This is a genomic window from Nocardia sp. NPDC003999, assembly GCF_053604885.1.
The window spans coordinates 617,143-643,386 of record NZ_JBSGIB010000002.1; the positions used below are offsets into that span (position 1 = coordinate 617,143).

Below are 26,244 nucleotides of genomic sequence, written 5' to 3' on the forward strand. Positions count from 1 at the left end.
TACCCATGCGAGACAAGCGGATGTCGCTCGACGAGGTCGTCGGCGAGCTGCGCAGCGGGATGACCATCGGCATCGGTGGCTGGGGGTCACGGCGCAAGCCGATGGCGCTGGTGCGAGCCATTCTGCGTTCGGACCTCACGGACCTGACCGTGGTCGGTTACGGCGGGCCAGATCTCGGGCTGTTGTGTTCGGCGGGGAAGGTGCGCAAGGCGTACTACGGCTTCGTGTCGCTGGATTCGGCGCCGTTCTACGACCCGTGGTTCGCCAAGGCGCGCACCTCGGGTGCGCTGGCCGCCCGCGAGATGGACGAAGGCATGCTCAAGTGCGGGCTGGAGGCCGCGGCGGCGCGACTGCCGTTCCTGCCGATCCGCGCCGGGCTCGGCTCGGACGTCCCGAACTTCTGGGAGGGCGAGTTGAAGACGGTCGAATCGCCCTACCCCGTCGACGGCACGCCGGAGACCCTGATCGCCATGCCCGCCCTGAATCTCGACGCGGCGCTGGTACACCTGAATCTCGGCGACGCGCATGGCAACGCCGCCTACACCGGCGTCGACCCCTACTTCGACGATCTGTTCTGCCTGGCGGCGCAGCGCCGCTACGTCTCGGTCGAGCGCGTCGTAGAGACCGACGAACTGGTGAAAACCGTTCCGCTGCAATCGCTGCTGCTCAACCGCATGATGGTGGACGGCGTGGTCGAGGCCCCCGGCGGCGCGCACTTCACCCTGGCGGCCGACGACTACGGCCGGGACGAGAAGTTCCAAAAGCACTACGTCGAGTCCGCGAAGACGCCGGAGTCGTGGCAGCGGTTCGTCGACACCTATCTGGCCGGCTCCGAGGAGCAGTACCAGGCCGCCGTCCGCCGATTCGCCGAGGAGGCGTGATGACCAGCACCGAAACCGTCACCCGCGCCGAGATCTGCGCCATCGCCTGCGCGGAGATCTTCAGCGGCGCGGGCGAGATCATGGCCAGCCCCATGTCACCCATGTCCATAATCGGCGCGCGGCTGGCCAAGCTCACCACCGAACCGGATCTGCTGCTGTCCGACGGCGAGGCGCTGCTGTTCGCCGAGACTCCCCCGCTGGGCGGCAAAGCGCCGATCGAAGGCTGGATCCCGTTCCGGAGAGTCTTCGACGTGGTGGCGTCCGGACGCAGGCACGTGGTGATGGGCGCCAATCAGATCGACCGGTTCGGCAACCAGAACCTTTCGGCGTTCGGCTCCTTGCAGCAGCCGACCCGGCAGATGTTCGGTGTGCGTGGCGCGCCGGGAAACACGATCAATCACGCCACCAGCTACTGGGTCGCGCGGCACACCAAGCGCGTGTTCACCGAGAAGGTCGACATCGTCTCCGGGGTGGGATACGACAAGGTCGACGCGGCCGACCCGGCATACCGCTTCCACCACCTGCACCGCGTGGTGACCAATCTGGGCGTCTTCGACTTCGAAGGCCCAGGCCACACCATGCGCGCACGCAGCCTGCACCCCGGCGTCACCGCCGACGAGGTCGCGGAGAACACCTCGTTCGAGATCGCCGGGCTCGCCGAAGCGGGCGAGACGCGGCAGCCGACGGCCGAGGAGCTGCGGTTGATCCGTGAGGTGCTCGACCCCAAGAAGATTCGCGAAACCGAGGTCCCGTCATGAGCCCGCGCTTGCGTACCCCGCTGACCGATCTGGTCGGCATCGAACATCCGATCGTGCAGACCGGCATGGGCTGGGTCGCGGGCCCGAGCCTGGTGTCGGCCACCGCCGAAGCGGGCGGACTCGGCATCCTCGCCTCCGCCACCATGACCTTCGCCGAGCTCGAGGCGGCCATCGCGAAGACCAAAGCGCACACCGCGAAACCGTTCGGCGTGAACATCCGCGCCGACGCCGCGGACGCGTCAGAGCGGATCGATCTGCTGATCCGGGAGAAGGTGGCGGTCGCGTCATTCGCGCTCGCGCCGAAGCAGGACCTGATCGCGAAACTGAAAGACGCCGGGGTGGTGGTCATTCCGTCGATCGGCGCGGCGAAGCACGCGGTCAAAGTCGCATCGTGGGGGGCGGACGCCGTGATCGTGCAGGGCGGCGAGGGCGGCGGACACACCGGCCCGGTGGCCACCACCCTGCTGCTGCCCACGGTGCTGGACGCGGTGGACATTCCCGTTGTCGCCGCGGGCGGATTCTTCGACGGGCGTGGTCTGGCCGCCGCCCTGGCGTACGGCGCGGCGGGTGTCGCGATGGGCACGCGGTTCCTGCTCACCCAGGAGAGCACCGTCCCCGATGCGGTCAAGCAGGAGTACCTGCGGCGACAGCTCCAGGACACGGTGGTGTCGCTCAAGGTCGACGGCATGCCGCACCGCGTGCTGAACACCGAACTGGTTCAGCGGCTCGAGCATTCGGGCCGTTGGCGCGGCCTCACCGCAGCGGTGGGCAACGCGGCCCGGTTCAAGAGCATGACCGGCATGAAGTGGTCCACGATGGTCCGCGACGGCTTGGCCATGCGAAAGACCAAGGACCTCAGCTGGTCTCAGGTCGTCATGGCCGCGAACACGCCGATGCTCCTGCGCGCCGGATTGGTCGAGGGCAACACCCAGGCGGGCGTGCTCGCGGCGGGACAGGTCACGGGGATCATCGACGACCTGCCCACGTGCAAGGAACTGATCGATCGGATCGTCACCGACGCGGTGGAGCGGATCGAGACGATCGCGGCGCTGGCCAGAGACAAGCAGTCGGCGGGAACAGGGTCGGACTGAGGGATTGCGGCCGCCGGTTCGCCCTGGTGCCGCCCTGCCCGTGTCCAACTCGAAAGGGACCGACATCGGGCGACCCCCGCATAGCCGGCCGGGCGAAGCGAGCCATGACCTCGAAGCCGACCTCGCGGGTGGCCGGTCGCCTACAGGCAGTGATAACGGCTGATTTGCCCATAATCTGGATGGTCCCGCAACGGCGTCTTACGCTGGACTGACAACGACATAACAGGGTTCGCCTGTCGATCGCCACATTGCGCCAGCCCGCCGTGCGACAGGCGAACCGTCGGACTCGATCACCATCCCTCGACTCGAGCGGAGGCCGCGATGCCCGCGACGAACGAGATCTCCGTGCGCAGTACCGCTTTCGACCATGGCGACCCGATTCCGGTGGTCTACACCTGCAAGGGCAGGAACGAGCCGCCGCCGCTGAACTGGACGATGCCCCCGGAAGCCGCCACCTCGGCGCTGATCGTCGACGACCCGGACGCCCCGAGCGGCCTGTTCACCCATTGGGTGGTCAGCAATATCCCGACGACCACCACGTCCAGCGCGGAGGGGCAGACACCCGCGGGCGGGGTGGTCAGCCTCAACAGCGCGAAGCGCGCCGAATACTTCGGACCGTGCCCACCCGCAGGCACCGGCGTCCACCATTACCGATTCATCGTCTACGCGCTCTCGCGTCCCGTGAAGGTGGACGCGCGGACGTCGGCGAACGACGCGAGGTCCGCGATCGTCGACGCGAGCATCGGAGACGGCCAGCTCATCGGCACCTATACCGTCGACTAGCTAGATCACTCGCCAGGCGAGGGTGTGCCCCCGCCAGGCGCCTCGTCGAGTGGCACAAGACGGCGGGTCTACTCGCAATTCGCCTCAGCCATGTGCCACTCGACTGACGGGTGCCTACCTTGCGGCGATCTCCGCCTTCGATCGGCGCGAGAGGCCCACAGCGGAGGCTTGCATGCCTGGCGCGGAGGGCCTCAGGCGCCGCTCTGGAGAGCTCGGAATTCGGTCGCTCACCCGGTCACTATCGGCGCAGGTTCAGATAGTGCGCGGGGGCCAGATCGACATCAGCAGGGGTAGCCGGCTGCCCGTTGGGGCAGATAGCTGCCGGTCGGCGACAACCAGTGGAACATGGGAACTTTCCCGTCGGGTCGAACGTCGTCAGGAATCCGTGCGTTACTGCGGCGGCGGGCAGGGCGGCTGGTCGGGGCCCTGCGGCTGGCCCGGCGGGGGGCAATGCGGATCCTGCGGTTGCGCGGGAGCGGGCGGCCGCTGATCCGGGGCCGGATCGGCGCTCGCCATACCCGCGCCGATGCCTACCAGGCCGACCACAACGCCGGCGGCGACAACGGTCCTGGCCAGCGTCGACTTGATGCTCAATTCGTATCCTCTCTTCGGTGGATGCCGGTCCGGACTCGCGGCTTCCGGACCGGCGAGAGAATCCTCGAAGAGAAACTTGTGTGTGTGCGCTGGGCCGTGTCTATGTGTGCGCTGTGAACCGGAGCATCAGATCCGGGTACTCGGCTACGAGTTGTTCACCGCCGTGCCGTGAGCGAACTCGTGCGTCACCCACGGTGGGGCGCCGCGCTGTAGGCGGGCCGGGTGACGTTCACAGGCCGAAGGTTTCGCGTGCGCGGTTTTTCCATTCCTCGATCAGCCGGCGTGCTTGCCGGTCGAATTCTTCCCGGTCGGCCGCGGGCCAAGTATCGGGGTCGGTGTCGAGGCCACGTTCGGTGACGAACCGCATGAAGTGGGTGGAGGTGGCTTTGCCGCGGGCCTCGATGAACTCACGTTCTTCCGGGGTGGGAGTCACAGTTTCTTCATCCCGTGCCATGACGATCCTTTCATCAGTTCCTCGCCGAGTTTCAGCTTGTCACCGGTGAGCATGACCAGTTCCTGGGGTGAGGGGAATCCCACCGGCGGTCCGTCGAATCGTGTGCGCATGTCCTGAAGTAGCGCTGTGTCGGCGGGGCTCAGCGTGCCTATTTCCCCGTCGAGCAGTGAGTCGATCCTCGATCTCATGCTGTTGACGGACTTCGCCAGTTTCACCGGATCCGGGTTCCAGTCGTAGCCGGCCTTGGCCCAGGCGACCGCGCCGTCGAGTGAGTCGTCTTGCCGCAGTCTCGTGGCGGTCAACTCTATTCTGTCCACACCCGATCGACGGAAGTAGTCCTCTGTGGATGCGGCGAAGGCAGTGGAGAATCCCTTGCCCGTGAAGCCTTCGTTCAGTTCGGTGAGGTCATGGGTGACTACGAGCCTCCCGTCGTTGTCGCGCGTGAAGCTGTAGAGCAGCGAGCCGGCGTCTTCTCCGCCGGGACCGCATATCTTCGCGGTGAACCCCACGTTGTCGGGGTGCATGCTTCCGTCCTCGCGTTCCCAAGCCCGTTCGTACCAGGCGCCGAGATCCTCGAGGTGATAGGGACCGTACTTGCGCTGTAGTCCTCCCAGCTCCCGGGTCAGGTCGTAGTCGTCGAGATCGCCGCGCCGAGCGCCGTCGAAGAGGTCACCCAGCGGCCGCATATGCGACAGATCGGTGAGCGGTGTCCGCCCGGAGCGTGCGGCGACAGGAGCCGAACCGCCCGCGGCCTCGCTCGGTTCTCGGGTGCCCGCGATCCGGTCGTATCCGTCCTGGTCGCTTCTTCGGATGACGCGGTCGGATTCTCTGACGCCTTCGGCTTTGCCGTGTATCCAGGCATTGTGACCCTCGGCTTGGCGGCGCAGCATTCCGCGCAGATCGTCACGGACCCGCCTGAACAACTCCCTGACAGCATTGGCCCCCGGACCCCTCATCGAATCAGCGCTCCACTGCCACCGATCGGATGCAAGGCAGCACCATCGAGCCAAAGCAGTACGAGCTCAACGATGTTCGCCACACCCGAACTGTACAGAGAAAGATGGTCACTAATAATTGAACAGTCGAACGTTACGAACATTTCGAATACGTAGAACTTCGAATTCGGCGTCATCGACCGCTCGGAAGCGCGAGCGTGTCAGGATTCCGCTCACCTGCGCCACTGTGCTCCGGTTTCCGCCTCGCTTGGCCTCACCCCATCAGCGACTGTTGCGACCCCGTGAACCGCCCAGTAGCGTCGATCCCAGCGTGCGGGGGGCGGAGGAGCCGGTCCGGCCCCCGTCGATGCGTTACGGCACCGGCGGTGAGGAACCGATGACGAGCTGGGGGAAGCTGTTACGCGGTGCCGTGCTCGCGACCGGTGCGGTGGTGGTGCTGGCTGGGTGTGGTGACACCACCGGGAGCACACCGACCTCCACAACGGCGGCGGCCACGGCGACTACCACCGCCACGAAGTCTGCCGACCCGGACGCGGCACTCTGGAACCCATGCGACCTGCCGGAAGCTGCGATATCGGGGACCGGGCTGGATACCGCCAGCAAGAACAAGGACGCGGCTGGCGTGGACTTCACCGGATGGAAGGTATGCGGGTGGCGAGCCGTCTCTCGCTGGTACGACTTGACGATCTTCTCCGGTACGCCCACTCTTCAGGACGTTCAGAAGCGTCGTGATTTCGAGTCCTTCACACCGCATCCGGTCGGTGCCCACAACGCCGTCGAGTTCCTCGATGTGGGTGACGCCAAGCAACTCAAGTGCAGCATCGCCGTCGAAGCGGCACAGGGCACGGTCTTGTTTCGGATCGTAACTCGCTACTCCGTTGGCAAACAAGGCGATCCATGCGCAGAGGTCCGTCGCCATGCCTCCGATCTAGCGCAGTACCTGCCGAAAAACTAAGGAGGGGTTGTGTCTGTCGGAGTCGACGCAACGGAGTGGCGGAGAGTTCTCGACCTGGCCAATTCCGGTGAGATAGTGCTACATCCCGAGATCGGCAAGGGGTTGGACAAAGCCTGCGACGACTACTTGGACCGGCTGGACGCCATCCTGCAAATGGCGGACCGGGTCAAGATTATCGACGGTTTCGGCCCCTTTCCATCAGGTCAGGTTCTCCGGGAGAAATTCGCCAGCAAGGCTGCTGGCACCGAGCAATCCTTGGATGCCGTACTCATGCAGCACATCGACGCGGTAAAGATCGCGAAAGAGGTTGTCGCCAAAGCAATCGCGAACTTCGTGGAGCTGGACCGGTCGAGGGCCGACCAGTTCACCGGCTTGGACGCGCAACCATGATCTACGAGGAGTACCGCGCCCGGATCATCGCCGCACAGGAGCAGTGGAATCGGGAGCGCGACACGATCTACGACTTCACCAGCCGGTTGGGCACATCGTTTCAAGGGGAGTACGAACCGCCGCGAATTCCGGGACCGGACAACTACGACAGTATGACGTTGGCGCAGATGGTCGACGCCGTGAACGCGATGCGGCCGGGTACGGTGCGCGAGGCGTCGGAGGCCTGGTTGAACATCGGGATGAATCTGACCGGTGCGATTCAGGCGTTCAACGAGCAGTTCGGCCGCACCGTGACCGGGGACGGCACGAATCCGGGCTGGACCGGGCAATCCGGGAAAGCGGCCGCGGACGCGGTGACGAACTACCGGAATCAGTCGGGGAATCTCGCGGATGCCGCGTGTCTGGTGAGTTTCAAGCTGTCGGAGATGCATACCGGCCTCGAGCAGACGCAGGCGTTGATGCCGCAGGCCACCGAACGCCCGGACCTGAGGGATAAGACGTTGCCCCAGGACGGTGTCATGAAGGCGGGCGATTACACCGAAGAGGAGGCCACGCAGGAAGCGCGGAGGATTCTGCGGACGGTGTACGGCCAAGTCGCGAATCAGACCGACCACGGTGTGCCCGTCCTGCCCACGGCCCCACAGATCGTGGCAGATCCCGGGCAGCAGCCGGGTATCTCGTCACCTGGCGCTCCGAATACCTCCGCACCGCAGACGACGACTACCGAGTCGAACCAGCCCGAAGCCGCGCAACCGGAGACCACCGACCAATCCGACGGCGGCCCACGACAATCGCCCGAGACCAACCCCGCCACCACTCCGCAGGCAGTCACCCCGGCGGGTGTGGACCAGTCGACCGGCGTACAACCGACGACATCGACCACGCCGTCGACGACACCGAGCAGCACCACTACGCCGAGCCCGAACTTCACCACCGCTCCGGCGACGCCTGGTCGGCCCGGGACGACGAGCCCGAATACACCCGGGCGTCCCGGCACCCCCGTCGTATCCGGTGCACCGACCATCACCGGAACTCCCGCACCGGGCCGCAACGTCCCGGCCGGCCCGCAGCAGCCGCACGCGCATCCGGCCGCCACGGCGACCGGAGCCCAGGCGGCGCGAACCGGCACGACCGGAACGAGCGGCATCGCCCCGGGGATGGGGTCTCGCGGCAAGCACGACGAACGCGAGACATCGGGCGTCAAGGACTATCTGATCAACCAGCACAACGGTGAGGAACTCACCGGTTCGGATTCCTTGCCGAAGGCCGTTCCCCCGGTCATCGGAGACAACCCGCATGGCTGACTGGCGCTTCACCGGGCAGGAATTCGAAATCCTTTGGTCCGCCTATGGTCGCGACCGTCTGCCGTACCCGCTGCAATATCGTCCGGAAGAGATGGATTTCGCCGATCTGAAGCGTCGACGCGAGGAAGCGGTCGACGCGCTGCTCGGGCGATACGCCGTCGAGCTGGAACAGGCGCTGGACGTATTGCTGGAGCCGGAGGTACGGGTCGAGTCCAAAGGCATGGGCGGCCCGGACATGTCGATCGTGTTCCGTTTCCACGGCGCGGTACGCGGGCAGGCCGGGGCCACCCTGGTCCAACTCCCCGGCCACGCACCGGACACCGGCGCTGACGTGATCGTGAGTTATTGCGCCGCAGGGCGGGTCGCCGCCAAAGCGGTGGCCGCGCTGCCGAAGATGCCCGCGGGCACGCATCCGCCGATCGAAGTGCGCCGCGACGAAGTGACCGCCGATCGGGAACGGCCGGTGCGCAAGCCGTACGAGGTCGGCACCGTGGCGCGGCTGGACCAGATCTTCAAGCGGGAACGCCTCGGGCTGGGCGAGGTCACGGTGTTCGCCGGCCCAGCCGTCGACGCCCGCCCGAGTTTCGGGCGCGGTTTCTGGTGGATGGACTACACGGATGGCCGCTACTACGTGAGAACGGGCGACCCCATCGTCGCCAAACCGCTCGCCCCCGCCGCTATGGCGGCCGAGATCAACCGTCTCACCGTGCTGACCCAGCGTTACTACCGCGAGGACCGCGAACACGACGAGTACCTGCGCTCACAGCGATAAGTACCGCGCGAACGGCGGGTCCACCAGATTCGCAGCGCAATCAACGACGGTTCGTCTCAGGGGCAGTCGGATCACGAGGTGCAATCCGACTGACCCAGGCCCGTCGCCATCCACGACACGCGAGCGGCACGTCGAACTTCTCGGCGTGCCGCTCGCTCGCGCGGATCAGCGCGGCAGGCGCTCGATGATGGTGGCGTTGGCGGTGCCGCCGCCCTCGCAGATGGTGAGCAGGCCGTAGCGGCCCTCGATCCGTTCGAGCTCGTTGAGCAGCGTCGCGAAAAGCTTCGCGCCGGTCGCGCCGAGCGGGTGACCGAGGGCGATGGCGCCGCCGTTGACGTTGACCTTCTCGGGATTCGCGCCGGTCTCCTTCAGCCAGGACAGCACCACGGGCGCGAACGCCTCGTTGATCTCGATCACGTCGACGTCATCGATGGTGAGACCGGACTTCTCCAGCGCCCACTTGGTCGCCGGGATCGGCGCGGTGAGCATGTAGATCGGGTCCGCGCCGCGCGCGCTCACGTGGTGGATGCGCGCTCGCGGCGTCAAGCCGTACTCCCGCACCGCCCAGTCCGAAGCGAGCAGGGTGGCGCTGGCGCCGTCGGAGATCTGGCTGGCCACCGCGGCGGTCAGCGGGCTGCCCTCGGCCAGCGCGGGCAGCGAAGCCATCTTCTCCAGACTGGTCTCGCGCGGGCCCTGGTCGATCCAGAAATCGCCGACCGGCACGATCTCGTTGTCGAAGCGGCCGTTCTTGATCGCGTCGCGGGCCCGCTCGTGGCTGCGCAGCGCCCATCGTTCCATTTCCGCCCGGCTGATGTCCCACTTCTCGGCGATCAGCTGGGCCGCCCGGAACTGGGTCACCTCGGCGGTGCCGTAGCGGTGATCCCAGCCCTGCGATCCGACGAACGGCGAGTCGAAGCCGTACTCCTTGCCCGCGAACATGGCCGCGGAGATCGGGATCGCGCTCATGTTCTGCACGCCGCCCGCGACGATCACCTCGGCCGTGCCGCTCATGATGGCTTGGGCGCCGAAATTGATGGCCTGCTGGCTGGATCCGCACTGCCGGTCCACCGTGACGCCGGGCACCTCTTCGGGATAGCCCGCGGCCAGCCACATGGTGCGGCCGATGTTGCCCGCCTGGGGGCCGACGTTGTCGACGCAGCCGACGATGACGTCGTCCACATTCCCCGGGTCGATCGGGTTGCGGTCCAGCAGGCCGCGCAGCGCGGCCGCGCCCAGATCGGCCGGGTGCACGCCCGCCAGTGCGCCGCCGCGCTTGCCGACCGGGGTGCGTACCGCATCGATCACGTAGGCGTCCCGCAGCGGGGCATACGGACGACGGGACGCGGAAGGTGCTGACATGTAAGGACTCCTACGTGGTGCGCTCGCCGGCGGTGAGCCCGTCGAGCACGATGGTCAGGTACTGCTTCGCGAGGTTCTCGACGGTGACCGAGCCGCCGGGGCGGTACCACCGCACCGCGACCCACACCGTGTCACGCAGGAACCGGTAGGCCAGTTCGACATCCAGCTCCGGCCGGAAACTGCCGTCCTGGACGCCGTTGGTCAGCACCCGGTGCCACAGCTCGCGGAATTCGCGGTTGTACGCGGCGATGTAGGTGAACCGCTCCGAGTCGCGCAGCCGCTTCGCCTCGGCCTGGTAGATCGCCACCGCGGCGTGCCAGCGGTCGAACGACTCGTAGGACGCGAGCACCAAGGCTTCCAAGGTGTCTCGCGAACTCAGACCGGAGGCGACGATCTCGCGGTAGCGGCCGAACAGTTCGTCCAAGAACCCGCGCAGGATCTCGTCCACCATCGACTCCTTGGAATCGAAGTGGTGATAGAGGCTCCCCGATAGGATCCCGGCCGCGTCGGCGATGTCGCGCACTGTGGTCGCGCGCAATCCCCGCTCGGCGAACAATTCGGCCGCCAAGGCGAGCAACTCGCTGCGCCGTGCTGATTTAGAGGCGTCTGGTGCGGGCACACGGCCATCATACAACCAAGCATTTGCTTGGTACAGCGGCCCCGTTCAACGGGCCGAATAGCGCAGCGGCGAGGACACCGAGAGATCGGCGAGCAGGCGATCGCAGATGATCACCGGCGAGACGCCCGCGCGCGCCATCCGGGCGACGAGCGCGAGACGACGTTCGCAGCTGTCCCACTCCACGGTGAGCTGACCGCGATCGGGACCGGCGTCCACCGTGGCCATCACCCGTGGCGGGCCGCCGCGCACCGGCTCCTCGCTCAGCTTGAGCACCATGCCGCGCTGCCAGGCGTGGTAGGTGTCCATGTCGGCCCCGATCACCAGTTTGTCGGTGGCAGCGCACAGGCCCTGCGCGATCTCGTCCGAGAAGGTCACCTGGTCGAAACGGAATTTCCGGCATTTCGCGACCACCGCGAGCAAGTCGGCGCGCACCTCGCACAGCAAGTCCGTCTGGCGCTGCCTGCGCTGCTCCTGCTCGCTCTCCGTGCTGTCGGCGCTGAGGCCGATGCGCCGGGCACGCTCGCGATCGCGCGCCAGATCGGCCCGCAGCGCGCCGCGCGGATCGCGGGCGACCTCCCCCTCGTCGACGGCGTGCTGCTCGAGAATCCGCGCGGCGGCCGTGGCGACCGCGCTTTCGGAGGTGTGCTCGATGAGCTCGGCGCCGAGGGTGAGGGCCGAGAGGACGAGGCTGTCGAGCCGTCGCCTGGCCAGCACGACTTCGCGCACCACATCGAGTTCCAGTTGTTCGCGGGCAGGTGGGCGATCGCGACCCATAGCCATCGCCCCCTTGAAGAGCGCTGATCCGATCTCATCCAGCATGGCACACCGCGCCGCGCTCCGGCTCGTCCTTTTCCACCTGATCAGCTGCCCATTTCACGCGGCAGCCGTGATGCGAGAAGGCGATCGCAATACGGCGTGGAAGATCTCTCCGGGCGTGGCGGACGAACGGCTGCTCGATGGTCGCCGGGGTGTGCTCGTCCGCCCCATGCAGAGCGGACGAGCCCGAAAAGCCCGTGGCTCAGGCGCGTTGGCTGCTGATCGAAACCACCTCGCCGGTCAGGTAGGTGGTGTAGTCACTGGCCAGCATCGCGATCGTGGCGGCGACCTCCCAGGGCTCGGCCGCGCGGCCGAACGCCTCGCGCTCCGACAGCCGGTCGAGCAGCTCGGTCGAGCTGACCTTGTCCAGGAAGGCGTGCCTGGCGATGCTCGGGGCCACCGCGTTGATCCGGACGCCGAGTTCGGCAGCCTCGATTGCGCTGCACCTGGTCAACGCCATGACGCCCGCCTTGGCCGCCGCGTAGTGCGCCTGGCCGTACTGCGCGCGCCAGCCGAGCACGCTGGCGTTGTTCACGATCACGCCGCCGTGGCCCGCGTCGCGGAAGTAACCGAGGGCGGCCCTGGTGCAGCGGAAGGTGCCGTTGAGGGTGATGTCGAGGACGCGGTCCCACTGCTCGTCGGTCATGTCGACCACGGGCGTCTCCCCGCCCAGCCCGGCGTTGTTGACCATGATGTCGATGCGGCCGACGGCCTCGGCGGCGCCGCGGATCAGCGCGTTCACCTGTTCGGTGCTCTGCACGTCGCACGGGATCGAAGCGACCCGCCGGTCCGGGAACTCGGCGGCCAGCTCGGTCGCGGTCTCGGCCAGACGCCGCTCGTGCCAGTCGGAGACCACCACGTCCGCGCCCTCGGCCAGCAACCTGCGCGCGGTGGCCGAGCCGATGCCGGTGCCCGCCGCCGCGGTGATCACGGCCGAACGTCCGGTCAGCAGGCCGTGCCCAGGAACGGGCGCGGGGGCGACCGACAGCGGCCCGGTCACGGGCGGGCCTCGCGCGGCAGGCCGAGCACCCGCTCGGCGATGATGTTGCGCTGCACTTCGTTCGAACCTCCGTAGATGGTGTCGGCGCGGGTGAACAGATACAGCCGCTGCCATTCGTTGAGATCGTTCTCGCCCGCCACCAGGCCGCGGGCGCCGAGCACGGCCATCGCCAGCTCCCCCAGCCCGCGATGCCAGTTGGCCCACAGCAGTTTCGCCACCGAGGCCTGGCCCGCGCCGTCGTCCACGCCCGCGCCCTCCATCGTGCGCATGGCGTGCGCGCGCAGCACGCGCAACCCGACCCAGGCGCGGTCGATTCGGTCGGCGATCAGCGGGTCGTCGGCCGCGCCGGTGCGGCGGGCCAGAGCCTCGATGTCGGCCAGTTCGCGGGCGAACCGGATCTGCTGGCCCAAGGTGGAGATGCCGCGCTCGAAGGTGAGCGTGCCCATGGCGATCCGCCAGCCGTCGCCCGGCTCGCCGACCACCAGGTCGGCCGCGGTGCGGGCGTTGTCGAAGAAGACCTCGTTGAATTCCGAGGTCCCGGTCAGCTGGATGATCGGACGCACGTCGATCCCCGGCTGCCGCATCGGGACCAGCAGGTAGGACAGACCCTTGTGCCTCGCGGACCCGCGCTCGGTGCGGGCGACGACGAAGCACCAGTCGGCCACGTGAGCCAGCGACGTCCAGATCTTCTGCCCGTTGATCGACCACTCGTCGCCGTCCAGGTGCGCCGAGGTGGTGATGGCGGCCAGGTCGGAGCCGGCGCCGGGCTCCGAATAACCCTGGCACCACAGTTCGCTGACGTTGCGGATGCCGGGCAGGAAGCGGTCCTTCTGCGCCTGGGTGCCGAACGCGAGCAAGGTCGGGCCGAGCAGTTCCTCGCCGACGTGCGACACCCGCGCGGGGGCGTTCGCCTTGGCGTACTCCTCGTGGAAGATGACCTGCTGGCGCACCGTGGCCTCGCGGCCGCCGTACTCCTTCGGCCAGCCCAGGCAGGTCCACCCGGCCGCGGCCAGGTGCCGGTCCCAGGCCAGGCGTTCGTCGAACGCCTCGTGTTCGCGGCCGGGACCGCCGAGGCCGCGCAGCGCGCGGAATTCGCCGTTGAGGTTCTCCTCCAGCCACTCGCGCACTTCGGCGGCGAATCGCTCGTCCTGCACGGCGGAAAACCGCCCGTCCGGAGCGGCGGTGTCGGATTCTGAGGTCTGGATCGCACCCACGCCGGTAGGATAACCTACCAAGCACTTGCTTTGTAGAGTGCACGCATAACTCGCTCGCGGACGGTAAGGACAACCGTGACAACCCCTGCACAGACGACACCGATGGCACTGCACCACGCCGCTCGGACCTTCGGCGACGCCGCGGCGATCGCCGACGGCGAGGTGCGGTTGAACTGGGCCCAGTTGCTCGAGGCGGTCCAGGAAGTGGCACGGGCGCTCATCGCACGCGGGGTGCGGACGGGCGACCGGGTGGCCATGTGGGCGCCCAATACCCACCACTGGGTGATCGCCGCGCTCGCCGCGCACTACGCGGGCGCGGCGCTGGTGCCGCTGAACACCCGCTACGTGGCCGAGGAGGCCGCCGACGTGCTCGGACGGGTGGACGCGAAGGCCCTGTTCATCGCGGGGCCCTTCCTCGGCCGCGACCGCTTGGCCGAACTGCGCACGTCCGACCTGGCCATCGACACGGTGGTGGTGATCCCGGTCGAACCCGGCACGGAGAACACCGACATCGCCGCGCTGGACTGGTCGGAACTCGCGACCGTCGCCGCGCCGGTCACCGTGGCCGAAGCCGAGGAACGCGCCGAGTCGGTCCGCCCCGACGACATCTCCGACATCTTGTTCACCTCCGGCACCACCGGCCGCAGCAAGGGCACGCTGGTCGCGCACCGGCAGGCGCTGTCGGTGGTGCGGGCCTGGGCGGAGTGCGCCACCTTGCGGGGCGACGACCGGTATCTGGTGGTGAACCCGTTCTTCCACAACTTCGGATACAAGGCGGGCATCCTCGCCTGCCTGGTCACGGGAGCCACGATCATCCCGCAGGTCACCTTCGACGTACCGGAGACGATGCGGCGGATCGGCGCGGAGCGGATCACCGTGCTGCCCGGCCCGCCGACGATCTACCAGACGATCCTGGATTTCCCGCGCCGCGCCGAATTCGATTTGAGCTCCCTGCGCGTGGCCGTCACCGGAGCGGCGACGGTGCCGGTGGTGCTGATCGAGCGGATGCGCTCGGAACTGGCCTTCGACGTCGTCATCACCGCCTACGGCCTGTCCGAGAGCGCGGGTTTCGGCACCATGTGCCGCGTCGACGACGACGCCGAGACCATCGCGAACACCTGCGGCAGGCCGATCGCGGATTTCGAGTTGCGCCTCGGCGAGGCGGGCGAGGTCCTGCTGCGCGGGCCGAACGTGATGCTCGGATACCTGGACGACCCGGAAAGCACCGCGGAGACGATCGACGAGGACGGCTGGCTGCACACCGGCGACATCGGCACGGTCGACGACCGCGGATACCTGACGATCACCGACCGGCTCAAGGACATGTACATCTCCGGCGGCTTCAACGTCTACCCCGCCGAAGTGGAACAGGCGCTGGCCCGGCTGGACGGCGTGGCGGAGTCGGCGGTCATCGGCGTGCCCGACACCAGGATGGGCGAGGTGGGCAAGGCGTACGTGGTGCGCAAGTCCGGCTCGGGCCTGACCGAGGACCAGGTGCTCGCCCACGCCACCACCGTGCTGGCCAATTTCAAGGTGCCGCGGTTCGTCGAGTTCCGCGACCAGCTGCCCTACAGCGCCGCCGGGAAAGTGCTCAAGCGTCAACTACGTGAGGAGAAGTCGTAATGTCGGAACCGGCAACCCCGGACGAGGGTCCGGCGATCCCGGACGAAGGTGAGGTCGTCACCTACGAGCGGCGCGGACGCGTCGCGATCGTCACGCTGAACCGGCCGGACTACCGCAACGCGCAGAACTCGGTGATGACCTACGCCCTCGACGCCGCGTTCGAGCGCGCTGTGGAGGACCCCGAGGTCGGAGTGATCGTGCTCGCGGGCAACGGCAAACACTTCAGCGCCGGGCACGACATCGGCACGCCCGGCCGCGACCACCACGTGCGGTACCAGAACAAGGCCGCGCTGTGGTGGGACCATGTGGACCGGGCCGGCGGCGACCAGCGCTTCGCCCGCGAGCTCGAGGTCTACCTCGGCATGTGCAGGCGCTGGCGGGAGATCCCCAAGCCGACCATCGCCATGGTGCAGGGCGCCTGCATCGCGGGCGGGCTCATGCTGGCTTGGGTGTGCGATCTGATCATCGCCTCCGACGACGCGTTCTTCTCCGATCCCGTCGTCCGCATGGGCATTCCGGGCGTCGAGTACTTCGCGCATCCGTGGGTGATGGGTCCGCGCGCGGCCAAGGAGTTCCTGTTCACCGGCGACCGGTTCGGAGCCGCGCAGGCCAAGGAGTGGGGCATGGTCAACCGGGTGGTGCCGCGCGCCGAACTGGAGGCCGAAACCCTCGCGCTGGCCGAGAAGATCGCCACCATGCCGCAATTCGGTCTCGCGCTGACCAAGAAAGCGGTCAATCAGGCCGAGGACCTGATGGGCATGCGCTCGGGCATGGATTCGGTCTTCGGCCTGCACCACTTCGCGCACGCGCACAACGCCGAGGTCGGCGCCGACTCGCTGGGCGGCATGAACGCCAAGACGATGAAGGCCTCCGCGAGCACCGCAGAACAGAACGGAACGACCTAGTGGATCTGGATCTCGATCAGGCGACCCAGGAATTCCAGCGGGAGGTCCGCGAATTCCTGGCCGTGAACAAACCCGCGAAACCGCTGCCCTCCATGGACACCAAGGCGGGATTCGAGGCGCATCGCGCGTGGGAGCGCACCCTCGCCGACGCCCGGCTCTCGGTGGTGGCCTGGCCGGAGGAGTTCGGCGGGCGCGACGCCTCGCTGCTGGAGTGGGTGCTGTTCGAGCAGGAGTACTACGCGGCGGGCGCGCCGGGGCGGGTCAGTCAGAACGGCATATTCCTGCTGGCGCCAACGCTTTTCGAACACGGCACCACGGAACAGCTGGAACGGATCATGCCGCGGATGGCGCGCGGCGACGACATCTGGGCGCAGGCGTGGTCGGAGCCCGAAGCGGGCAGCGACCTGGCCGGTATCCGCTCGACCGCCCGGCGCACCAACGGCGGCTGGCTGCTGAGCGGCCAGAAGACGTGGAGTTCGCGCGCCGCCTTCGCGGACTGGGCGTTCGGACTGTTCCGCAGCGATCCCGAGGCCGAGCGGCACAAGGGCCTCACCTACGTGATGTTCCCGCTGACCGCCGACGGGGTCTCGGTGCGCCCGATCCCGCAGCTGGACGGCGAACCCGGCTTCGCGGAGATCTTCCTCGACGACGTGTTCGTGCCCGACCGCGACGTCATCGGCGCGCCCGGCGAGGGCTGGCGCGTGGCGATGAGCACCTCCAGCAACGAACGCGGCCTCTCGCTGCGCAGCCCCGGGCGGTTCAGCGCCACCGCGCGACGGCTGATCGATCTGTGGCGCGAGGCGGGCGACGAGGACAACACCGCGCAGCGCGACGCGGTGGTGGACGCCTGGATCGGCAGCGAGGCCTACCGGCTGCACACGTTCGGCACGGTCACCCGGCTCAACGAAGGCGGCAGGCTCGGCGCGGAATCCTCGATCACGAAGGTGTTCTGGTCCGAGCTGGACATCGCCATGCACGAGACCGCGCTCGAGGTGCTCGGTCCGGCGGCGGAACGTTCCGGGCCGTGGACGGACGGATACCTGTTCGCGCTGTCGGGACCGATCTACGCGGGCACCAACGAGATCCAGCGCAACATCATCGCCGAGCGGCTGCTCGGACTACCGAGAGGAAGCAGCCGATGAGATTCGCGCTCAGCCCCGAACAACTCGATTTCGCCGCCAGCCTGCGCAAACTGCTGGAGGCGGGCCGCGCGCCCTCCGCCGTGCGCGCGTGGGCGTCCGGCGACAGCGGGCCCGGTCGCGCGTTGATCCGGCAACTGGCCGAGGCCGGTGTGCTGGGTCTGGCCGTGGCGGAGGAGCACGGCGGCATCGGCGCCGAACCGATCGATCTGGTCGTGGCGTTCCAGGAGATCGGCCGGGCGGCCGTGCCGGGACCGGTGCTGGAGACCGCCGCCGCGATTCCGGCTCTGCTGCAAGCGCTTCCGGACCGAAATCCGGCCGCGCGCTGGCTGCCCGGGTTCGCGGAGGGCACGGCGCTGGGCACCGTCGCCTTCGCGAGCGGTGTCGCGCTGGACGCCGACACCGCCGAGGTGGTCCTGCTGGCCGGCGAGCAGCTGTCCATCGGGCACCGCGGCGGCCTGGTGCGATCGGTCGATCCCGCCCGCCGCCTGTTCGCGGTCGCCGCGGCCGAGCCCGTCGCCGAGGGTGAGCAGGTCGCCGCGGCCGTGGCCGCCGGTTTCGACACCGGCGCGCTGGCCTGCGCGGCCCAGCTGCTCGGCGCGGGAAAGGCCCTGCTGCACGCGTCCACCGAATATGCCAAGCAGCGCAAGCAATTCGGTAAGCCGATCGGCGAGTTCCAGGCCGTGAAGCAGAAGCTGGCCGACGTGCTCATCGCGCTGGACCTGGCCGAGCCGCTGCTCTACCGGGCCGCGCTGACCATGACCGGACCAACTCGGGGTCGCGACGTCTCGGCCGCCGTGATCGCCTGCGGCGACGCCGCCTACCGCGCGGCCCGCACCGCGCTCCAGGTGCACGGCGCGATCGGTTACACCGCCGAGTACGACCTGTCGCTGTGGCTGACCAAGGTGACCGCGCTGCGTTCGGCCTGGGGCACACCGGACCTGCATCGCGCCCGGATCGCACGGGCGCTGCGGGAGGACACCGACCAGGAACGCGCCGAGCGAGGCATCGCATGACCGCCGAACACCAGGAATTCCTCGCCTCGGTGCGTGCGCTGCTGACCAAGCACGCCGGGTCCGCGGCGGTGCGCGCCGCGATGGACACCGAACTCGGCTACGACCCGGCGCTGTGGCGGCTGCTGTGCGAGCAGATCGGCGTCGCGGCGCTGGCGATTCCCGAGGAATACGGCGGCTTCGGTGCGAGCCTGGTCGAATCCCTGCTGGTGGTAGGCGAATTGGGCCGCACGCTCGCCGGGGTTCCGATGCTCGGCTCGGCCGTTCTCGGTGGACAGGCGGTGCTGCTTTCGGGCGACGACGAAGCGTGCGCACGGCTACTGCCCGAGGTGGCGGAGGGCACGCGCACGATCGCGGTCTGCTGGGCCGACGAGCGCGGCTGGGACGAGCCGGGTGTGCACGAGACGGACGGCGCCCTCACCGGGACCGCGCACTACGTGCTCGACGGTATGTCGGCCGACACCTTCGTCGTCGTCACGCCGACCGGTCTGTTCGAGATCGAACCCACCGCGCCGGGCGTCACCCGCAGGCCCGCGCCCACCATGGACCCCACCCGCAAACTGGCCGAAGTCGGTTTCGCCGACGCGCACGCGCGACGGCTCGGCTCGGGTGACCAGTCCGGGACGGTCGCCCGGCTGCGCGAGATCGCGTGGGCGGCGGTGGCCGCGGAGCAGGTCGGCGCCGCCGACCGCTGCCTGGAGACGACGGTCGACTACGCCAAATCCCGCGTGCAGTTCGGCCGGGTGATCGGCAGTTTCCAGGCGCTCAAGCACCGCATGGCGGACATGTACGTGCTGCTGGAATCGGCCCGGTCCGTGTCCGTCGCGGCGACCGCGGCGGTGGCGGCGAACAGCCCGTCGGCCGCCGAGGATGTCTGGGTCGCCCGCGTGCACTGCTCGGAGGCGCTCACCGCCATCGCGGCCGAGACCGTCCAGTTGCACGGTGGCATCGCGATCACCTGGGAACACGACGCGCATCTGTTCTTCAAGCGCGCCCACGCGGACGCGCAGCTGTTCGGGGCCGCGCACCGCCCGATGACGCAGCCCGCCTGAGCCGGGTCAGGGCGCGCCGACCTGGTCGGCGGCGCGCCCTTCCTCGATAGGCTGTCCGGCGTGGTCCCGATGCACTAAGATGTGACAAGCGCCACACGCGCATGCCGGGGGATGCGTTTTCGAGTGGCACCGCAGGTCGGAATCGGTGCCGTAGCGAGTCGATATGCCGGCTCGCCTCCCAAAAGTCGTCGGGGCCCACCAGCCGGGAGGATGCCATGACGCAAACAGTGCATTCCGATCTCGAAGCATTACGGTCCACCATGGACGGGCCGGTGTACGGCCCAGCGGATACCGGGTACGACCGGGCCCGCGCCATCTGGAACGGGGACATAGACCGGCACCCCGCCGTGATCGCCCAGTGCCTGTCGCCGCGTGACGTGGCCGCGGCGTTGGCCTTCGGCCGGGACCGGGGGCTGGAGATATCCGTTCGCGGCGGCGGCCACTCCTACAGTGGGACCGCGGTCGGCGAAGGCGGCCTGATGATCAACCTGAGCGCCCTCAAGGGCGTCGTGGTGAATCCGGAAGCCGAGCGGGCCCGGGTCGGCGGCGGAGCGACGATGGCGGACATGGACGCCGCGACCCAGAAGTACGGGTTGGCGGTGACCGGCGGAGTGATCAGCGATACCGGCGTCGGCGGCCTCACCCTCGGCGGCGGCATGGGCTGGCTGACCCGCATGGCGGGGCTGGCCATCGACAACCTCGTCTCGGCGCAGGTGGTGCTCGCCGACGGCCAGGTGGTACGGGCGTCGGAGACCGAGAACGCGGAATTGTTCTGGGCATTGCGCGGCGGCGGCGGAAATTTCGGAGTGGTCACCGAATTCGAGTACCGCCTGCATCACGTCGGGCCGGAAATCCACCTCGGCTTGCTCTTCTGGGACATGCCGGACGGCACCGACGCACTCCGCCTGATCCGTGAGTTCATCCCCACTCTGCCGCGCCGGTCGGGAGCGTTGATCGCGCTGGCGATGTCGGCGCCGCCCGCGCCTTTCGTCCCGGAGCGATACCACGGTCACGCGGGCCATGCCCTGATCGTCGCCGGTTTCGGCACGGCCGAGGAGCATGCCGCCGCGGTGGCGCCGATCCGGAACGCCCTGCCGCCGCTGTTCGAATTCCGCACCCCGATGCCGTATGCCGGATTGCAGCGGATGCTCGACGCGGCAGCGCCGTGGGGTCTGTACGGCTACGAGAAGGCGCTCGACCTCGACGATTTCTCCAACGACGCCATCGCGGTGCTGATCGCGAACGCGGCCAGGAAAACCGCGCCGCTGTCGTTCATGCCGATCTTCCCGCTCAGCGGCACGTTCAGCACTGTCGGTGAGGACGACACGGCATTCGGCGGCACGCGCCGTTCGCATTACGAGTGCAACATCACCGCGATCACTCCCGACACCGAGACGCTCGCGCTGGACCGGGAATGGGTGCGCACGACGTGGGATGCGCTGCGTCCATTGGCTTCCAACCAGGGCGGGTATGTCAATTTCATGGCCGACCCGGACCATGCCCGGGTTCGCGAATCGTACGGACGCACGAAATACGCGAAGCTGGCGCACATCAAAGCCGACTACGACCCGGGCAACGTCTTCCACCGCAACGCCAACATAGCCCCGGGCTGACCTCCGAGTTCACTCGTCCGAGCGTCTACGGGTCGCATCGGGGCGCAGGCCGTGCAGAACGATCCGCACGAGCCTGCGCCAATCACCGCTGCCGCTGCCGATGGTGGCGGACAACGCGCCGACGATCATGTAGACGTCCGCCACCGTGCAGTCGTCGCGCAATGTTCCCGCGGCTCGGTCCCGCTCGACGAGCTCGCCGATCACGTCCTCGAGCCTGCCGCGGGATTCGCCCCTCGGCTCGCTGCCCGCCGACTGCCGCGCCGTCTCGATCGCCGCCGACAAGCCCCGGTCGGCCGCCAGCACTTCGCCGACATGAAGCAGGTAGCGTGCGAGCCCTTCGCCGGGCTCGGCGCGCAGGCATTCGGTGCGGGCGAACTCCTCGATCTCGGCGAAGCGCTGCTCGGCCGCGGCCTCGATGAGGTCGGCATGGCTGGGGAAATGACGGTAGACGGTTCCGACGCCGACTCCGGCGGCGCGCGCGATCTCGGTCAGCGGCACGGCACTGCCGTGCTCGGCGAACAGCGTGCGCGCCACGGACACGATGCGGGCGCGGTTGAGCGTGGCGTCGGCGCGCTGCTTGCGGGCCGATGGTGGCCTTGACACTGACGATCCCTCCGTGTTTACGCTTCAAACGGAATCGGATTCCGGTTCCGTTTCATCGCTTCGAAGGGTAGCACTTCATGTCCCACAATCGTTTCCGCGTTCTGACCCCCGGCGAGGCACGGCCCGGCCGAGTGCCGCTGCCGCCCGCGTTCGCGGTGAAGGCCACCACCGCCGACACCGAGGGCAGGTTCTCCCTGCTGGAAGTGACCCTCGCGCGCGATATTCCCCGGCACACACACCACGTCGCGGACGAATGCGTCTACGTGCTCGAAGGAACGCTCGACGTCGAGTTCGACGACCGAACCCTTTCCGCGACGGAAGGCATGTTCGTGTTGCTGCCACACGGCGTGCCGCATGCCCTGCGCTGCGGATCGCAGCCGCCGCCACGAGTGCTGCAGATCTCCTCGCCCGGCGGCTGGGAGTGCTATCTGGAGGACCTTTTCGAAGCCGGAGCATCGGTGCTGACCGAGGGCGTACTGGATCCGGTGAAGATCAATCCCATCGCGGCGGCATATGACATCCACTACGAAGAATCGGCGAGTCCCGTTGCCGGACAGGTCGATTGACTCCCTCACCGCCGCCTTGGGCAACCCGGCGGAACCCACCGTCCCGTCGGGTTCCACCTCATGTGGCCGACTTCACCGCAGATAGATAGTTAGCCTATGTAATAATATTTCCTGTGCGGCAAGCTCAGGTGAACGTAGCGGATGACATCGTCGTCGACCTTCTCGTCACCGCGGGCAGGCTCACTCGGCTGGCCGGGGTGATCAGCGGCGACGACCTGCCGCGGGCCATGTTGCGGGCGCTGGCGGTGCTCGACGAACACGGCGCGCTGCGCGTCAGCGAATTCGCCAGAATCGACCGATGTTCACAGCCGGCGGCAACGGCGCTGATCGGCAAGCTGGTCGCGGAAGGCTACGCGACCCGGCGCAAGGACCCGGAGGACTTCCGGGCCGTGATCGTCGAACTCACCCCGGCCGGGCGGACCCGGCTGGCCGAGTTCCGCCGCGCATTCGCCACCGCGATCGGCGAACACCTGCCCGGCTTCGACACCGAGCGACTGGCCCGGCTGGACACCGAACTGCACGACCTGCTGGAGGCCCTGAAAACGGCTACGCGACAGCACGATCCGATCTCGAGGGAACACCGATGAGCACTTTGGCTCCCACCCGCGCCCCGGTCGCGGACAACACCAAGCAACCGAAAGCCGTCTGGGCGGTCGCGTTCGCGAGCGTGATCGCGTTCATGGGCATCGGCCTCGTCGATCCCATTCTCAAACCGATCGGCGAGCAACTGAACGCGTCCCCGTCCCAGGTGTCGCTGCTGTTCACCAGCTACATGCTGGTGACCGGCGTGGCCATGCTGGTCACCGGCGTGGTGTCCAGTCGCTTCGGCGCGAAGAAGACGCTGCTGGCGGGGTTGACGATCATCATCGTGTTCGCGGCGCTGGCCGGTATGTCGAATACGGTGGCGCAGATCGTCGGTTTCCGCGCGGGCTGGGGCCTGGGCAACGCGCTGTTCATCGCCACGGCGCTGGCCACCATCGTCGGCGCGGCCAGCGGCGGCGTTGCCCGCGCGATCATCCTCTACGAGGCGGCGCTCGGCATCGGCATCGCGACCGGTCCGCTGGTCGGCGGCGTGCTCGGCGGAATCAGCTGGCGCGGACCGTTCTTCGGCGTATCGGTGCTGATGGCCATCGCGCTGGTGAGCATCGTCGTCCTGCTGCCGGAAGGGCCCAAGCCGACGCATCACACCTCGATCGCCGCGCCGTTCCGCGCCTTGCGCTACCGGGGGCTGCTGATCGTGAGCATCACCGCCCTGCTGTACAACTTCGGCTTCTTCACCCTGCTCGCCTACACCCCGTTCCCGCTGGATATGGGCACCTATGCGATCGGCTTCATCTTCTGCGGCTGGGGTGTACTGCTGGCGATCGCGTCGGTCTTCCTCGCTCCCCGGTTGCAGCGCCGGTTCGGTTCGCTGCCGATGATGGGACTCTCCCTGGGCCTGTTCGCCGCCGACCTGGCGACGATGGCCGTGTTCGCCGAGCACAAGCCGGTGCTGATCGTCGGCACCGTGCTGGCAGGCCTGTTCCTCGGCGTGAACAACACGCTGATCACCGAGGCCGTGATGATCTCCGCGCCGGTGGAGCGGTCCACCGCCTCGGCGGCCTACAGCTTCGTCCGCTTCGCGGGCGGCGCCGCGGCGCCCTACCTCGCGGGCAAGCTCGGCGAGCACAGCATCTCGCTGCCGTTCTGGGTGGGCGCGGCGTGCACCGCCGCCGCGGTCGTCGTCCTGCTCGCCGGGCGCGCCGCCTTGGCCCACCTCGACGACCACGATCCCGCACCGCACAGCGTCGAGGAAGCCCAGGCCATCACGGTCGGCGACGACTGATCCCCGCGCGCACCGAAGGCAGCCGCCAGCGTGGCTGCCTTCGCCGTTTCCGCATCCTGGCGCGGGCCGGCGCGAGGAGTACGGTCAGGAGATATGACCGAAGCGAAGCGGGGGCGCGTCAGCGTCGAGACCAGCCAGAAGCGTGTGCGCGTCTATCTGGGCGGGCACTTGGTGGCCGACAGCGCGCGGCCGGTGCTGGTCTGGGAGAACCCGCACTATCCGACCTACTATCTGCCCGTCACCGACCTGCGCGCCAAGCTCGAACCGAACGGGCAAACCCAGCACTCCACCAGCCGCGGCGACGCGACGGTCTACGACCTCATGGTCGACGGCACCACAGCGGGCGGGGCGGCGCTGCGCTACCACGACTCGCCGCTGACCGAATTGCGCGAGCTGGTTCGCTTGGAGTGGGGCGCGATGGACGAGTGGTTCGAGGAGGACGAACCGATCTACGTCCACCCGCGCAACCCGTACTCGCGCGTCGACATCCTGGCCAGCTCCCGGCATGTGCGGGTGGAGATCGACGGGGTCACCGTGGCCGACTCGCACGGGCCGCGCATCCTCTTCGAAACGGGTCTGCCCGCGCGGTACTACCTGCCGATGACGGACGTCCGCATGGATCTGCTGTTTCCGTCGGCCACCCACACCAGCTGCCCGTACAAGGGCACCGCCGACTACTGGACCGTCCGCGTCGGCGGCAACGAGTATCCCGACTATGTGTGGGGCTACCGCACGCCGCTTCCGGAGAGCCAGAAGGTCGCCGGGCTGGTCTGCTTCTACAACGAGAAGGTCGACATCTACGTCGACGGGGAACTCCAGGAAAGGCCGCGCTCGCCGTTCAGCTGAGTTCGGCGACAGCCCGCGAGTCTCGCCCCTTCGGCGTCGTTCCCCTCGGTCATCACGTCATACGGCGCTGGCAGGGATCAGTCCTCGCGCCGCGCGCACTTGCCGGTCCGGTCGAGCGATATGCGGCGGCCCGGTCAGACCGCGACCAATGGCGGACTGTCGGCCGCACGGCGGTATTGGCCCGGCGCCACGCCGTATTCGCGTTTGAAGGCCTTCGCGAAGGCGAACTCCGAGGCGTATCCGACCCGGCGGGCCACCGCGCCGAGACTGCTGTCGGTGTCCCGGAGCAGACGAGCGGCGGTCAGCATGCGCCAGCGGGTCACGTAAGCCAGGGGCGGTTCGCCGACCGTCGCGAGGAAGCGACGCGCGAGGGTGGCGCGAGAGACGCCCGCGATGTCACCGAGGTCGGCGACGGTCCAGGCGCGGGCCGGTTCCTCGTGCACCGCCCGCAGCGCCGCCGCGACCGCGGAATCGGCGAAGGCGCCCGCCCAGCCCGAGGAACACAGGTCGGACTGCTCGTCGAACCAGGCGCGCAGGATGAACAGCAGCAACGTCTCGAGGATCGCGGGCACGGCCGCGTCGCTGCCCGGACGGGGCTCGGCGATCTCCGCGGCCAGCAGGTCGACCGCGCCGCGCAGCGCGGGATGTCGCCCCGGACGCGCGGGCAGATGGATGAACTCGGGCAACTCGTCGAGGATCGGATGGGTGCGGCTGCGGCCGAGTTCATAAGCGCCGCACAGCAAGGCGGTCCGCACGCCCGGCCCTACGATCTCCCGTGGCTCACCGGGCTGCGCGGTCTCCGTGACCGGGGTGTCCAGACTGTCCACCAAGTCGTGGTCGGCCCCGCGCGGCATGAACAGCACGTCCCCCACGCCGAGTGCAATGGGTTCGCCGTTCGGCGGCACCACCCAGCAAGAGCCCTGCAAGACCACGTGGAAACCCGCGCCCGGCACTACCGGGTACCGCCGACCCCACGGAGCGTGCCGGATGAACAGGCCGGAGGTGGGACTGCCGGTGCGAATGGCCGCGATGGTCTCGCTGAGAATATCCACCCATTCACCGTAGCACTCTGCAGTTGAGTGTTTCGGACAAATTATCGAGCGCTCTACGCAT

28 protein-coding genes are annotated in these 26,244 nt (G+C 68.3%); 18 read left to right on the top strand and 10 right to left on the bottom strand.

Annotation, left to right across the window (positions count from 1 at the left end):
• Positions 1 to 5: 5 nt before the first annotated feature.
• From ACWESM_RS06680 to ACWESM_RS06695, 4 genes are all read left to right on the top strand, one after another.
• Positions 6 to 881 carry a CoA transferase subunit A gene (locus tag ACWESM_RS06680; RefSeq protein ID WP_355076850.1) on the top strand — a complete coding sequence of 292 codons (876 nt, stop codon included), beginning with the start codon at positions 6 to 8 and terminating at the stop codon, positions 879 to 881.
• Positions 881 to 1,639, top strand: a complete 759-nt coding sequence (locus ACWESM_RS06685; RefSeq protein WP_355076848.1) for a CoA-transferase subunit beta — start codon at positions 881 to 883, stop codon at positions 1,637 to 1,639. Before ACWESM_RS06680 ends, ACWESM_RS06685 begins: the two co-directional genes overlap by 1 nt.
• On the top strand, positions 1,636 to 2,730 hold the full coding sequence (locus ACWESM_RS06690) for an NAD(P)H-dependent flavin oxidoreductase (RefSeq protein ID WP_452491075.1): 1,095 nt from the start codon (positions 1,636 to 1,638) through the stop codon (positions 2,728 to 2,730). Before ACWESM_RS06685 ends, ACWESM_RS06690 begins: the two co-directional genes overlap by 4 nt.
• Before the next feature lie 321 nt (positions 2,731 to 3,051).
• Positions 3,052 to 3,513: a YbhB/YbcL family Raf kinase inhibitor-like protein gene (locus tag ACWESM_RS06695; RefSeq protein WP_355076845.1), complete on the top strand. Its 462-nt coding sequence runs from the start codon at positions 3,052 to 3,054 to the stop codon at positions 3,511 to 3,513.
• 390 nt (positions 3,514 to 3,903) lie between these two features.
• On the opposite strand, the gene ACWESM_RS06700 is transcribed toward ACWESM_RS06695, so the two are convergent.
• The 3 genes from ACWESM_RS06700 to ACWESM_RS06710 all read right to left on the bottom strand — a co-directional run bounded on the left by ACWESM_RS06700 (position 3,904) and on the right by ACWESM_RS06710 (position 5,517).
• A complete protein-coding gene (locus ACWESM_RS06700) occupies positions 3,904 to 4,107 on the bottom strand; it encodes a hypothetical protein (RefSeq protein WP_364425155.1) in 204 nt (67 codons plus the stop codon).
• A 229-nt stretch (positions 4,108 to 4,336) separates the two neighbouring features.
• On the bottom strand, positions 4,337 to 4,561 hold the full coding sequence (locus ACWESM_RS06705; RefSeq protein ID WP_157106555.1) for a hypothetical protein: 225 nt from the start codon (positions 4,559 to 4,561) through the stop codon (positions 4,337 to 4,339).
• Positions 4,537 to 5,517: a hypothetical protein gene (locus ACWESM_RS06710; RefSeq protein ID WP_452491076.1), complete on the bottom strand. Its 981-nt coding sequence runs from the start codon at positions 5,515 to 5,517 to the stop codon at positions 4,537 to 4,539. Before ACWESM_RS06710 ends, ACWESM_RS06705 begins: the two co-directional genes overlap by 25 nt.
• 376 nt (positions 5,518 to 5,893) lie before the next feature.
• Here ACWESM_RS06710 and ACWESM_RS06715 point away from each other — a divergent pair, with 376 nt between their 5' ends.
• Genes ACWESM_RS06715 through ACWESM_RS06730 form a run of 4 tightly spaced genes read left to right on the top strand, consistent with a single transcriptional unit; the run spans position 5,894 to position 8,938 of the window.
• On the top strand, positions 5,894 to 6,472 hold the full coding sequence (locus tag ACWESM_RS06715) for a DUF3558 domain-containing protein (RefSeq protein ID WP_452491077.1): 579 nt from the start codon (positions 5,894 to 5,896) through the stop codon (positions 6,470 to 6,472).
• 9 nt (positions 6,473 to 6,481) lie between these two features.
• Positions 6,482 to 6,862 (top strand): hypothetical protein, encoded by a 381-nt coding sequence (locus tag ACWESM_RS06720; protein WP_397275167.1) that lies wholly within the window; start codon positions 6,482 to 6,484, stop codon positions 6,860 to 6,862.
• Positions 6,859 to 8,166, top strand: a complete 1,308-nt coding sequence (locus tag ACWESM_RS06725) for a hypothetical protein (RefSeq protein WP_452491078.1) — start codon at positions 6,859 to 6,861, stop codon at positions 8,164 to 8,166. Before ACWESM_RS06720 ends, ACWESM_RS06725 begins: the two co-directional genes overlap by 4 nt.
• Positions 8,159 to 8,938 (top strand): ESX secretion-associated protein EspG, encoded by a 780-nt coding sequence (locus tag ACWESM_RS06730; protein WP_452491079.1) that lies wholly within the window; start codon positions 8,159 to 8,161, stop codon positions 8,936 to 8,938. The genes ACWESM_RS06725 and ACWESM_RS06730 overlap by 8 nt, the downstream gene beginning before the upstream one ends.
• Before the next feature lie 165 nt (positions 8,939 to 9,103).
• Here ACWESM_RS06730 and ACWESM_RS06735 read toward each other — a convergent pair whose 3' ends face one another.
• From ACWESM_RS06735 to ACWESM_RS06755, 5 genes are all read right to left on the bottom strand, one after another.
• A complete protein-coding gene (locus ACWESM_RS06735) occupies positions 9,104 to 10,297 on the bottom strand; it encodes an acetyl-CoA C-acetyltransferase (RefSeq protein WP_452491080.1) in 1,194 nt (397 codons plus the stop codon).
• Between the two features lie 10 nt (positions 10,298 to 10,307).
• Entirely contained in the window at positions 10,308 to 10,916 is a 609-nt protein-coding gene (locus tag ACWESM_RS06740; RefSeq protein ID WP_355076835.1) for a TetR/AcrR family transcriptional regulator, read from the bottom strand.
• Between the two features lie 45 nt (positions 10,917 to 10,961).
• Positions 10,962 to 11,735 (bottom strand): hypothetical protein, encoded by a 774-nt coding sequence (locus ACWESM_RS06745; protein WP_355076833.1) that lies wholly within the window; start codon positions 11,733 to 11,735, stop codon positions 10,962 to 10,964.
• Between the two features lie 199 nt (positions 11,736 to 11,934).
• On the bottom strand, positions 11,935 to 12,732 hold the full coding sequence (locus ACWESM_RS06750) for an SDR family oxidoreductase (protein WP_355076832.1): 798 nt from the start codon (positions 12,730 to 12,732) through the stop codon (positions 11,935 to 11,937).
• Positions 12,729 to 13,946, bottom strand: a complete 1,218-nt coding sequence (locus ACWESM_RS06755) for an acyl-CoA dehydrogenase family protein (RefSeq protein ID WP_364425164.1) — start codon at positions 13,944 to 13,946, stop codon at positions 12,729 to 12,731. The genes ACWESM_RS06750 and ACWESM_RS06755 overlap by 4 nt, the downstream gene beginning before the upstream one ends.
• A 75-nt stretch (positions 13,947 to 14,021) precedes the next feature.
• Here ACWESM_RS06755 and ACWESM_RS06760 point away from each other — a divergent pair, with 75 nt between their 5' ends.
• From ACWESM_RS06760 to ACWESM_RS06785, 6 genes are all read left to right on the top strand, one after another.
• Entirely contained in the window at positions 14,022 to 15,569 is a 1,548-nt protein-coding gene (locus tag ACWESM_RS06760; protein WP_452491081.1) for a FadD3 family acyl-CoA ligase, read from the top strand.
• Positions 15,569 to 16,474, top strand: coding sequence for an enoyl-CoA hydratase (locus tag ACWESM_RS06765; RefSeq protein ID WP_355076828.1), 906 nt, complete (start codon positions 15,569 to 15,571; stop codon positions 16,472 to 16,474). The genes ACWESM_RS06760 and ACWESM_RS06765 overlap by 1 nt, the downstream gene beginning before the upstream one ends.
• Positions 16,474 to 17,616, top strand: coding sequence for an acyl-CoA dehydrogenase family protein (locus tag ACWESM_RS06770; protein ID WP_452491082.1), 1,143 nt, complete (start codon positions 16,474 to 16,476; stop codon positions 17,614 to 17,616). The genes ACWESM_RS06765 and ACWESM_RS06770 overlap by 1 nt, the downstream gene beginning before the upstream one ends.
• On the top strand, positions 17,613 to 18,629 hold the full coding sequence (locus ACWESM_RS06775; RefSeq protein WP_452491083.1) for an acyl-CoA dehydrogenase family protein: 1,017 nt from the start codon (positions 17,613 to 17,615) through the stop codon (positions 18,627 to 18,629). The genes ACWESM_RS06770 and ACWESM_RS06775 overlap by 4 nt, the downstream gene beginning before the upstream one ends.
• Positions 18,626 to 19,678, top strand: a complete 1,053-nt coding sequence (locus tag ACWESM_RS06780; RefSeq protein WP_397275182.1) for an acyl-CoA dehydrogenase family protein — start codon at positions 18,626 to 18,628, stop codon at positions 19,676 to 19,678. Before ACWESM_RS06775 ends, ACWESM_RS06780 begins: the two co-directional genes overlap by 4 nt.
• Before the next feature lie 215 nt (positions 19,679 to 19,893).
• Positions 19,894 to 21,291 (top strand): FAD-binding oxidoreductase, encoded by a 1,398-nt coding sequence (locus ACWESM_RS06785; RefSeq protein ID WP_355076821.1) that lies wholly within the window; start codon positions 19,894 to 19,896, stop codon positions 21,289 to 21,291.
• Positions 21,292 to 21,300: 9 nt separating this feature from the next.
• On the opposite strand, the gene ACWESM_RS06790 is transcribed toward ACWESM_RS06785, so the two are convergent.
• Positions 21,301 to 21,894: a TetR/AcrR family transcriptional regulator gene (locus ACWESM_RS06790; protein ID WP_452491084.1), complete on the bottom strand. Its 594-nt coding sequence runs from the start codon at positions 21,892 to 21,894 to the stop codon at positions 21,301 to 21,303.
• Positions 21,895 to 21,971: 77 nt separating this feature from the next.
• Between ACWESM_RS06790 and ACWESM_RS06795 the strand changes: the two genes are divergently transcribed.
• From ACWESM_RS06795 to ACWESM_RS06810, 4 genes are all read left to right on the top strand, one after another.
• Complete coding sequence (locus ACWESM_RS06795) at positions 21,972 to 22,460, top strand: cupin domain-containing protein (RefSeq protein WP_355076817.1); 489 nt, start codon at positions 21,972 to 21,974, stop codon at positions 22,458 to 22,460.
• Positions 22,461 to 22,573: 113 nt separating this feature from the next.
• The gene (locus tag ACWESM_RS06800) at positions 22,574 to 23,047 is read left to right on the top strand and encodes a MarR family winged helix-turn-helix transcriptional regulator (RefSeq protein WP_355076815.1); all 474 of its coding nucleotides are present in this window, start codon (positions 22,574 to 22,576) and stop codon (positions 23,045 to 23,047) included.
• Complete coding sequence (locus ACWESM_RS06805) at positions 23,044 to 24,285, top strand: MFS transporter (RefSeq protein ID WP_364425178.1); 1,242 nt, start codon at positions 23,044 to 23,046, stop codon at positions 24,283 to 24,285. The genes ACWESM_RS06800 and ACWESM_RS06805 overlap by 4 nt, the downstream gene beginning before the upstream one ends.
• A 93-nt stretch (positions 24,286 to 24,378) precedes the next feature.
• Positions 24,379 to 25,131 carry a DUF427 domain-containing protein gene (locus ACWESM_RS06810; RefSeq protein WP_355076813.1) on the top strand — a complete coding sequence of 251 codons (753 nt, stop codon included), beginning with the start codon at positions 24,379 to 24,381 and terminating at the stop codon, positions 25,129 to 25,131.
• A 134-nt stretch (positions 25,132 to 25,265) separates the two neighbouring features.
• Here ACWESM_RS06810 and ACWESM_RS06815 read toward each other — a convergent pair whose 3' ends face one another.
• A complete protein-coding gene (locus tag ACWESM_RS06815; RefSeq protein ID WP_452491085.1) occupies positions 25,266 to 26,183 on the bottom strand; it encodes an AraC family transcriptional regulator in 918 nt (305 codons plus the stop codon).
• Positions 26,184 to 26,244 lie beyond the last annotated feature (61 nt).

Excerpts from the sequence above, each read along its gene's own strand:
- ACWESM_RS06705 (WP_157106555.1), bottom strand. The coding sequence starts at position 4,561 with ATGGCACGGGATGAAGAAACTGTGACTCCCACCCCGGAAGAACGTGAG.
- ACWESM_RS06690 (WP_452491075.1), top strand. The coding sequence starts at position 1,636 with ATGAGCCCGCGCTTGCGTACCCCGCTGACCGATCTGGTCGGCATCGAA.
- ACWESM_RS06725 (WP_452491078.1), top strand. The coding sequence starts at position 6,859 with ATGATCTACGAGGAGTACCGCGCCCGGATCATCGCCGCACAGGAGCAG.
- ACWESM_RS06680 (WP_355076850.1), top strand. The coding sequence starts at position 6 with ATGCGAGACAAGCGGATGTCGCTCGACGAGGTCGTCGGCGAGCTGCGC.
- ACWESM_RS06795 (WP_355076817.1), top strand. The coding sequence starts at position 21,972 with ATGTCCCACAATCGTTTCCGCGTTCTGACCCCCGGCGAGGCACGGCCC.
- ACWESM_RS06710 (WP_452491076.1), bottom strand. The coding sequence starts at position 5,517 with ATGAGGGGTCCGGGGGCCAATGCTGTCAGGGAGTTGTTCAGGCGGGTC.
- ACWESM_RS06810 (WP_355076813.1), top strand. The coding sequence starts at position 24,379 with ATGACCGAAGCGAAGCGGGGGCGCGTCAGCGTCGAGACCAGCCAGAAG.
- ACWESM_RS06785 (WP_355076821.1), top strand. The coding sequence starts at position 19,894 with ATGACGCAAACAGTGCATTCCGATCTCGAAGCATTACGGTCCACCATG.
- ACWESM_RS06715 (WP_452491077.1), top strand. The coding sequence starts at position 5,894 with ATGACGAGCTGGGGGAAGCTGTTACGCGGTGCCGTGCTCGCGACCGGT.
- ACWESM_RS06695 (WP_355076845.1), top strand. The coding sequence starts at position 3,052 with ATGCCCGCGACGAACGAGATCTCCGTGCGCAGTACCGCTTTCGACCAT.
- ACWESM_RS06765 (WP_355076828.1), top strand. The coding sequence starts at position 15,569 with ATGTCGGAACCGGCAACCCCGGACGAGGGTCCGGCGATCCCGGACGAA.
- ACWESM_RS06735 (WP_452491080.1), bottom strand. The coding sequence starts at position 10,297 with ATGTCAGCACCTTCCGCGTCCCGTCGTCCGTATGCCCCGCTGCGGGAC.
- ACWESM_RS06685 (WP_355076848.1), top strand. The coding sequence starts at position 881 with ATGACCAGCACCGAAACCGTCACCCGCGCCGAGATCTGCGCCATCGCC.
- ACWESM_RS06805 (WP_364425178.1), top strand. The coding sequence starts at position 23,044 with ATGAGCACTTTGGCTCCCACCCGCGCCCCGGTCGCGGACAACACCAAG.
- ACWESM_RS06775 (WP_452491083.1), top strand. The coding sequence starts at position 17,613 with ATGAGATTCGCGCTCAGCCCCGAACAACTCGATTTCGCCGCCAGCCTG.
- ACWESM_RS06745 (WP_355076833.1), bottom strand. The coding sequence starts at position 11,735 with ATGCTGGATGAGATCGGATCAGCGCTCTTCAAGGGGGCGATGGCTATG.
- ACWESM_RS06730 (WP_452491079.1), top strand. The coding sequence starts at position 8,159 with ATGGCTGACTGGCGCTTCACCGGGCAGGAATTCGAAATCCTTTGGTCC.
- ACWESM_RS06780 (WP_397275182.1), top strand. The coding sequence starts at position 18,626 with ATGACCGCCGAACACCAGGAATTCCTCGCCTCGGTGCGTGCGCTGCTG.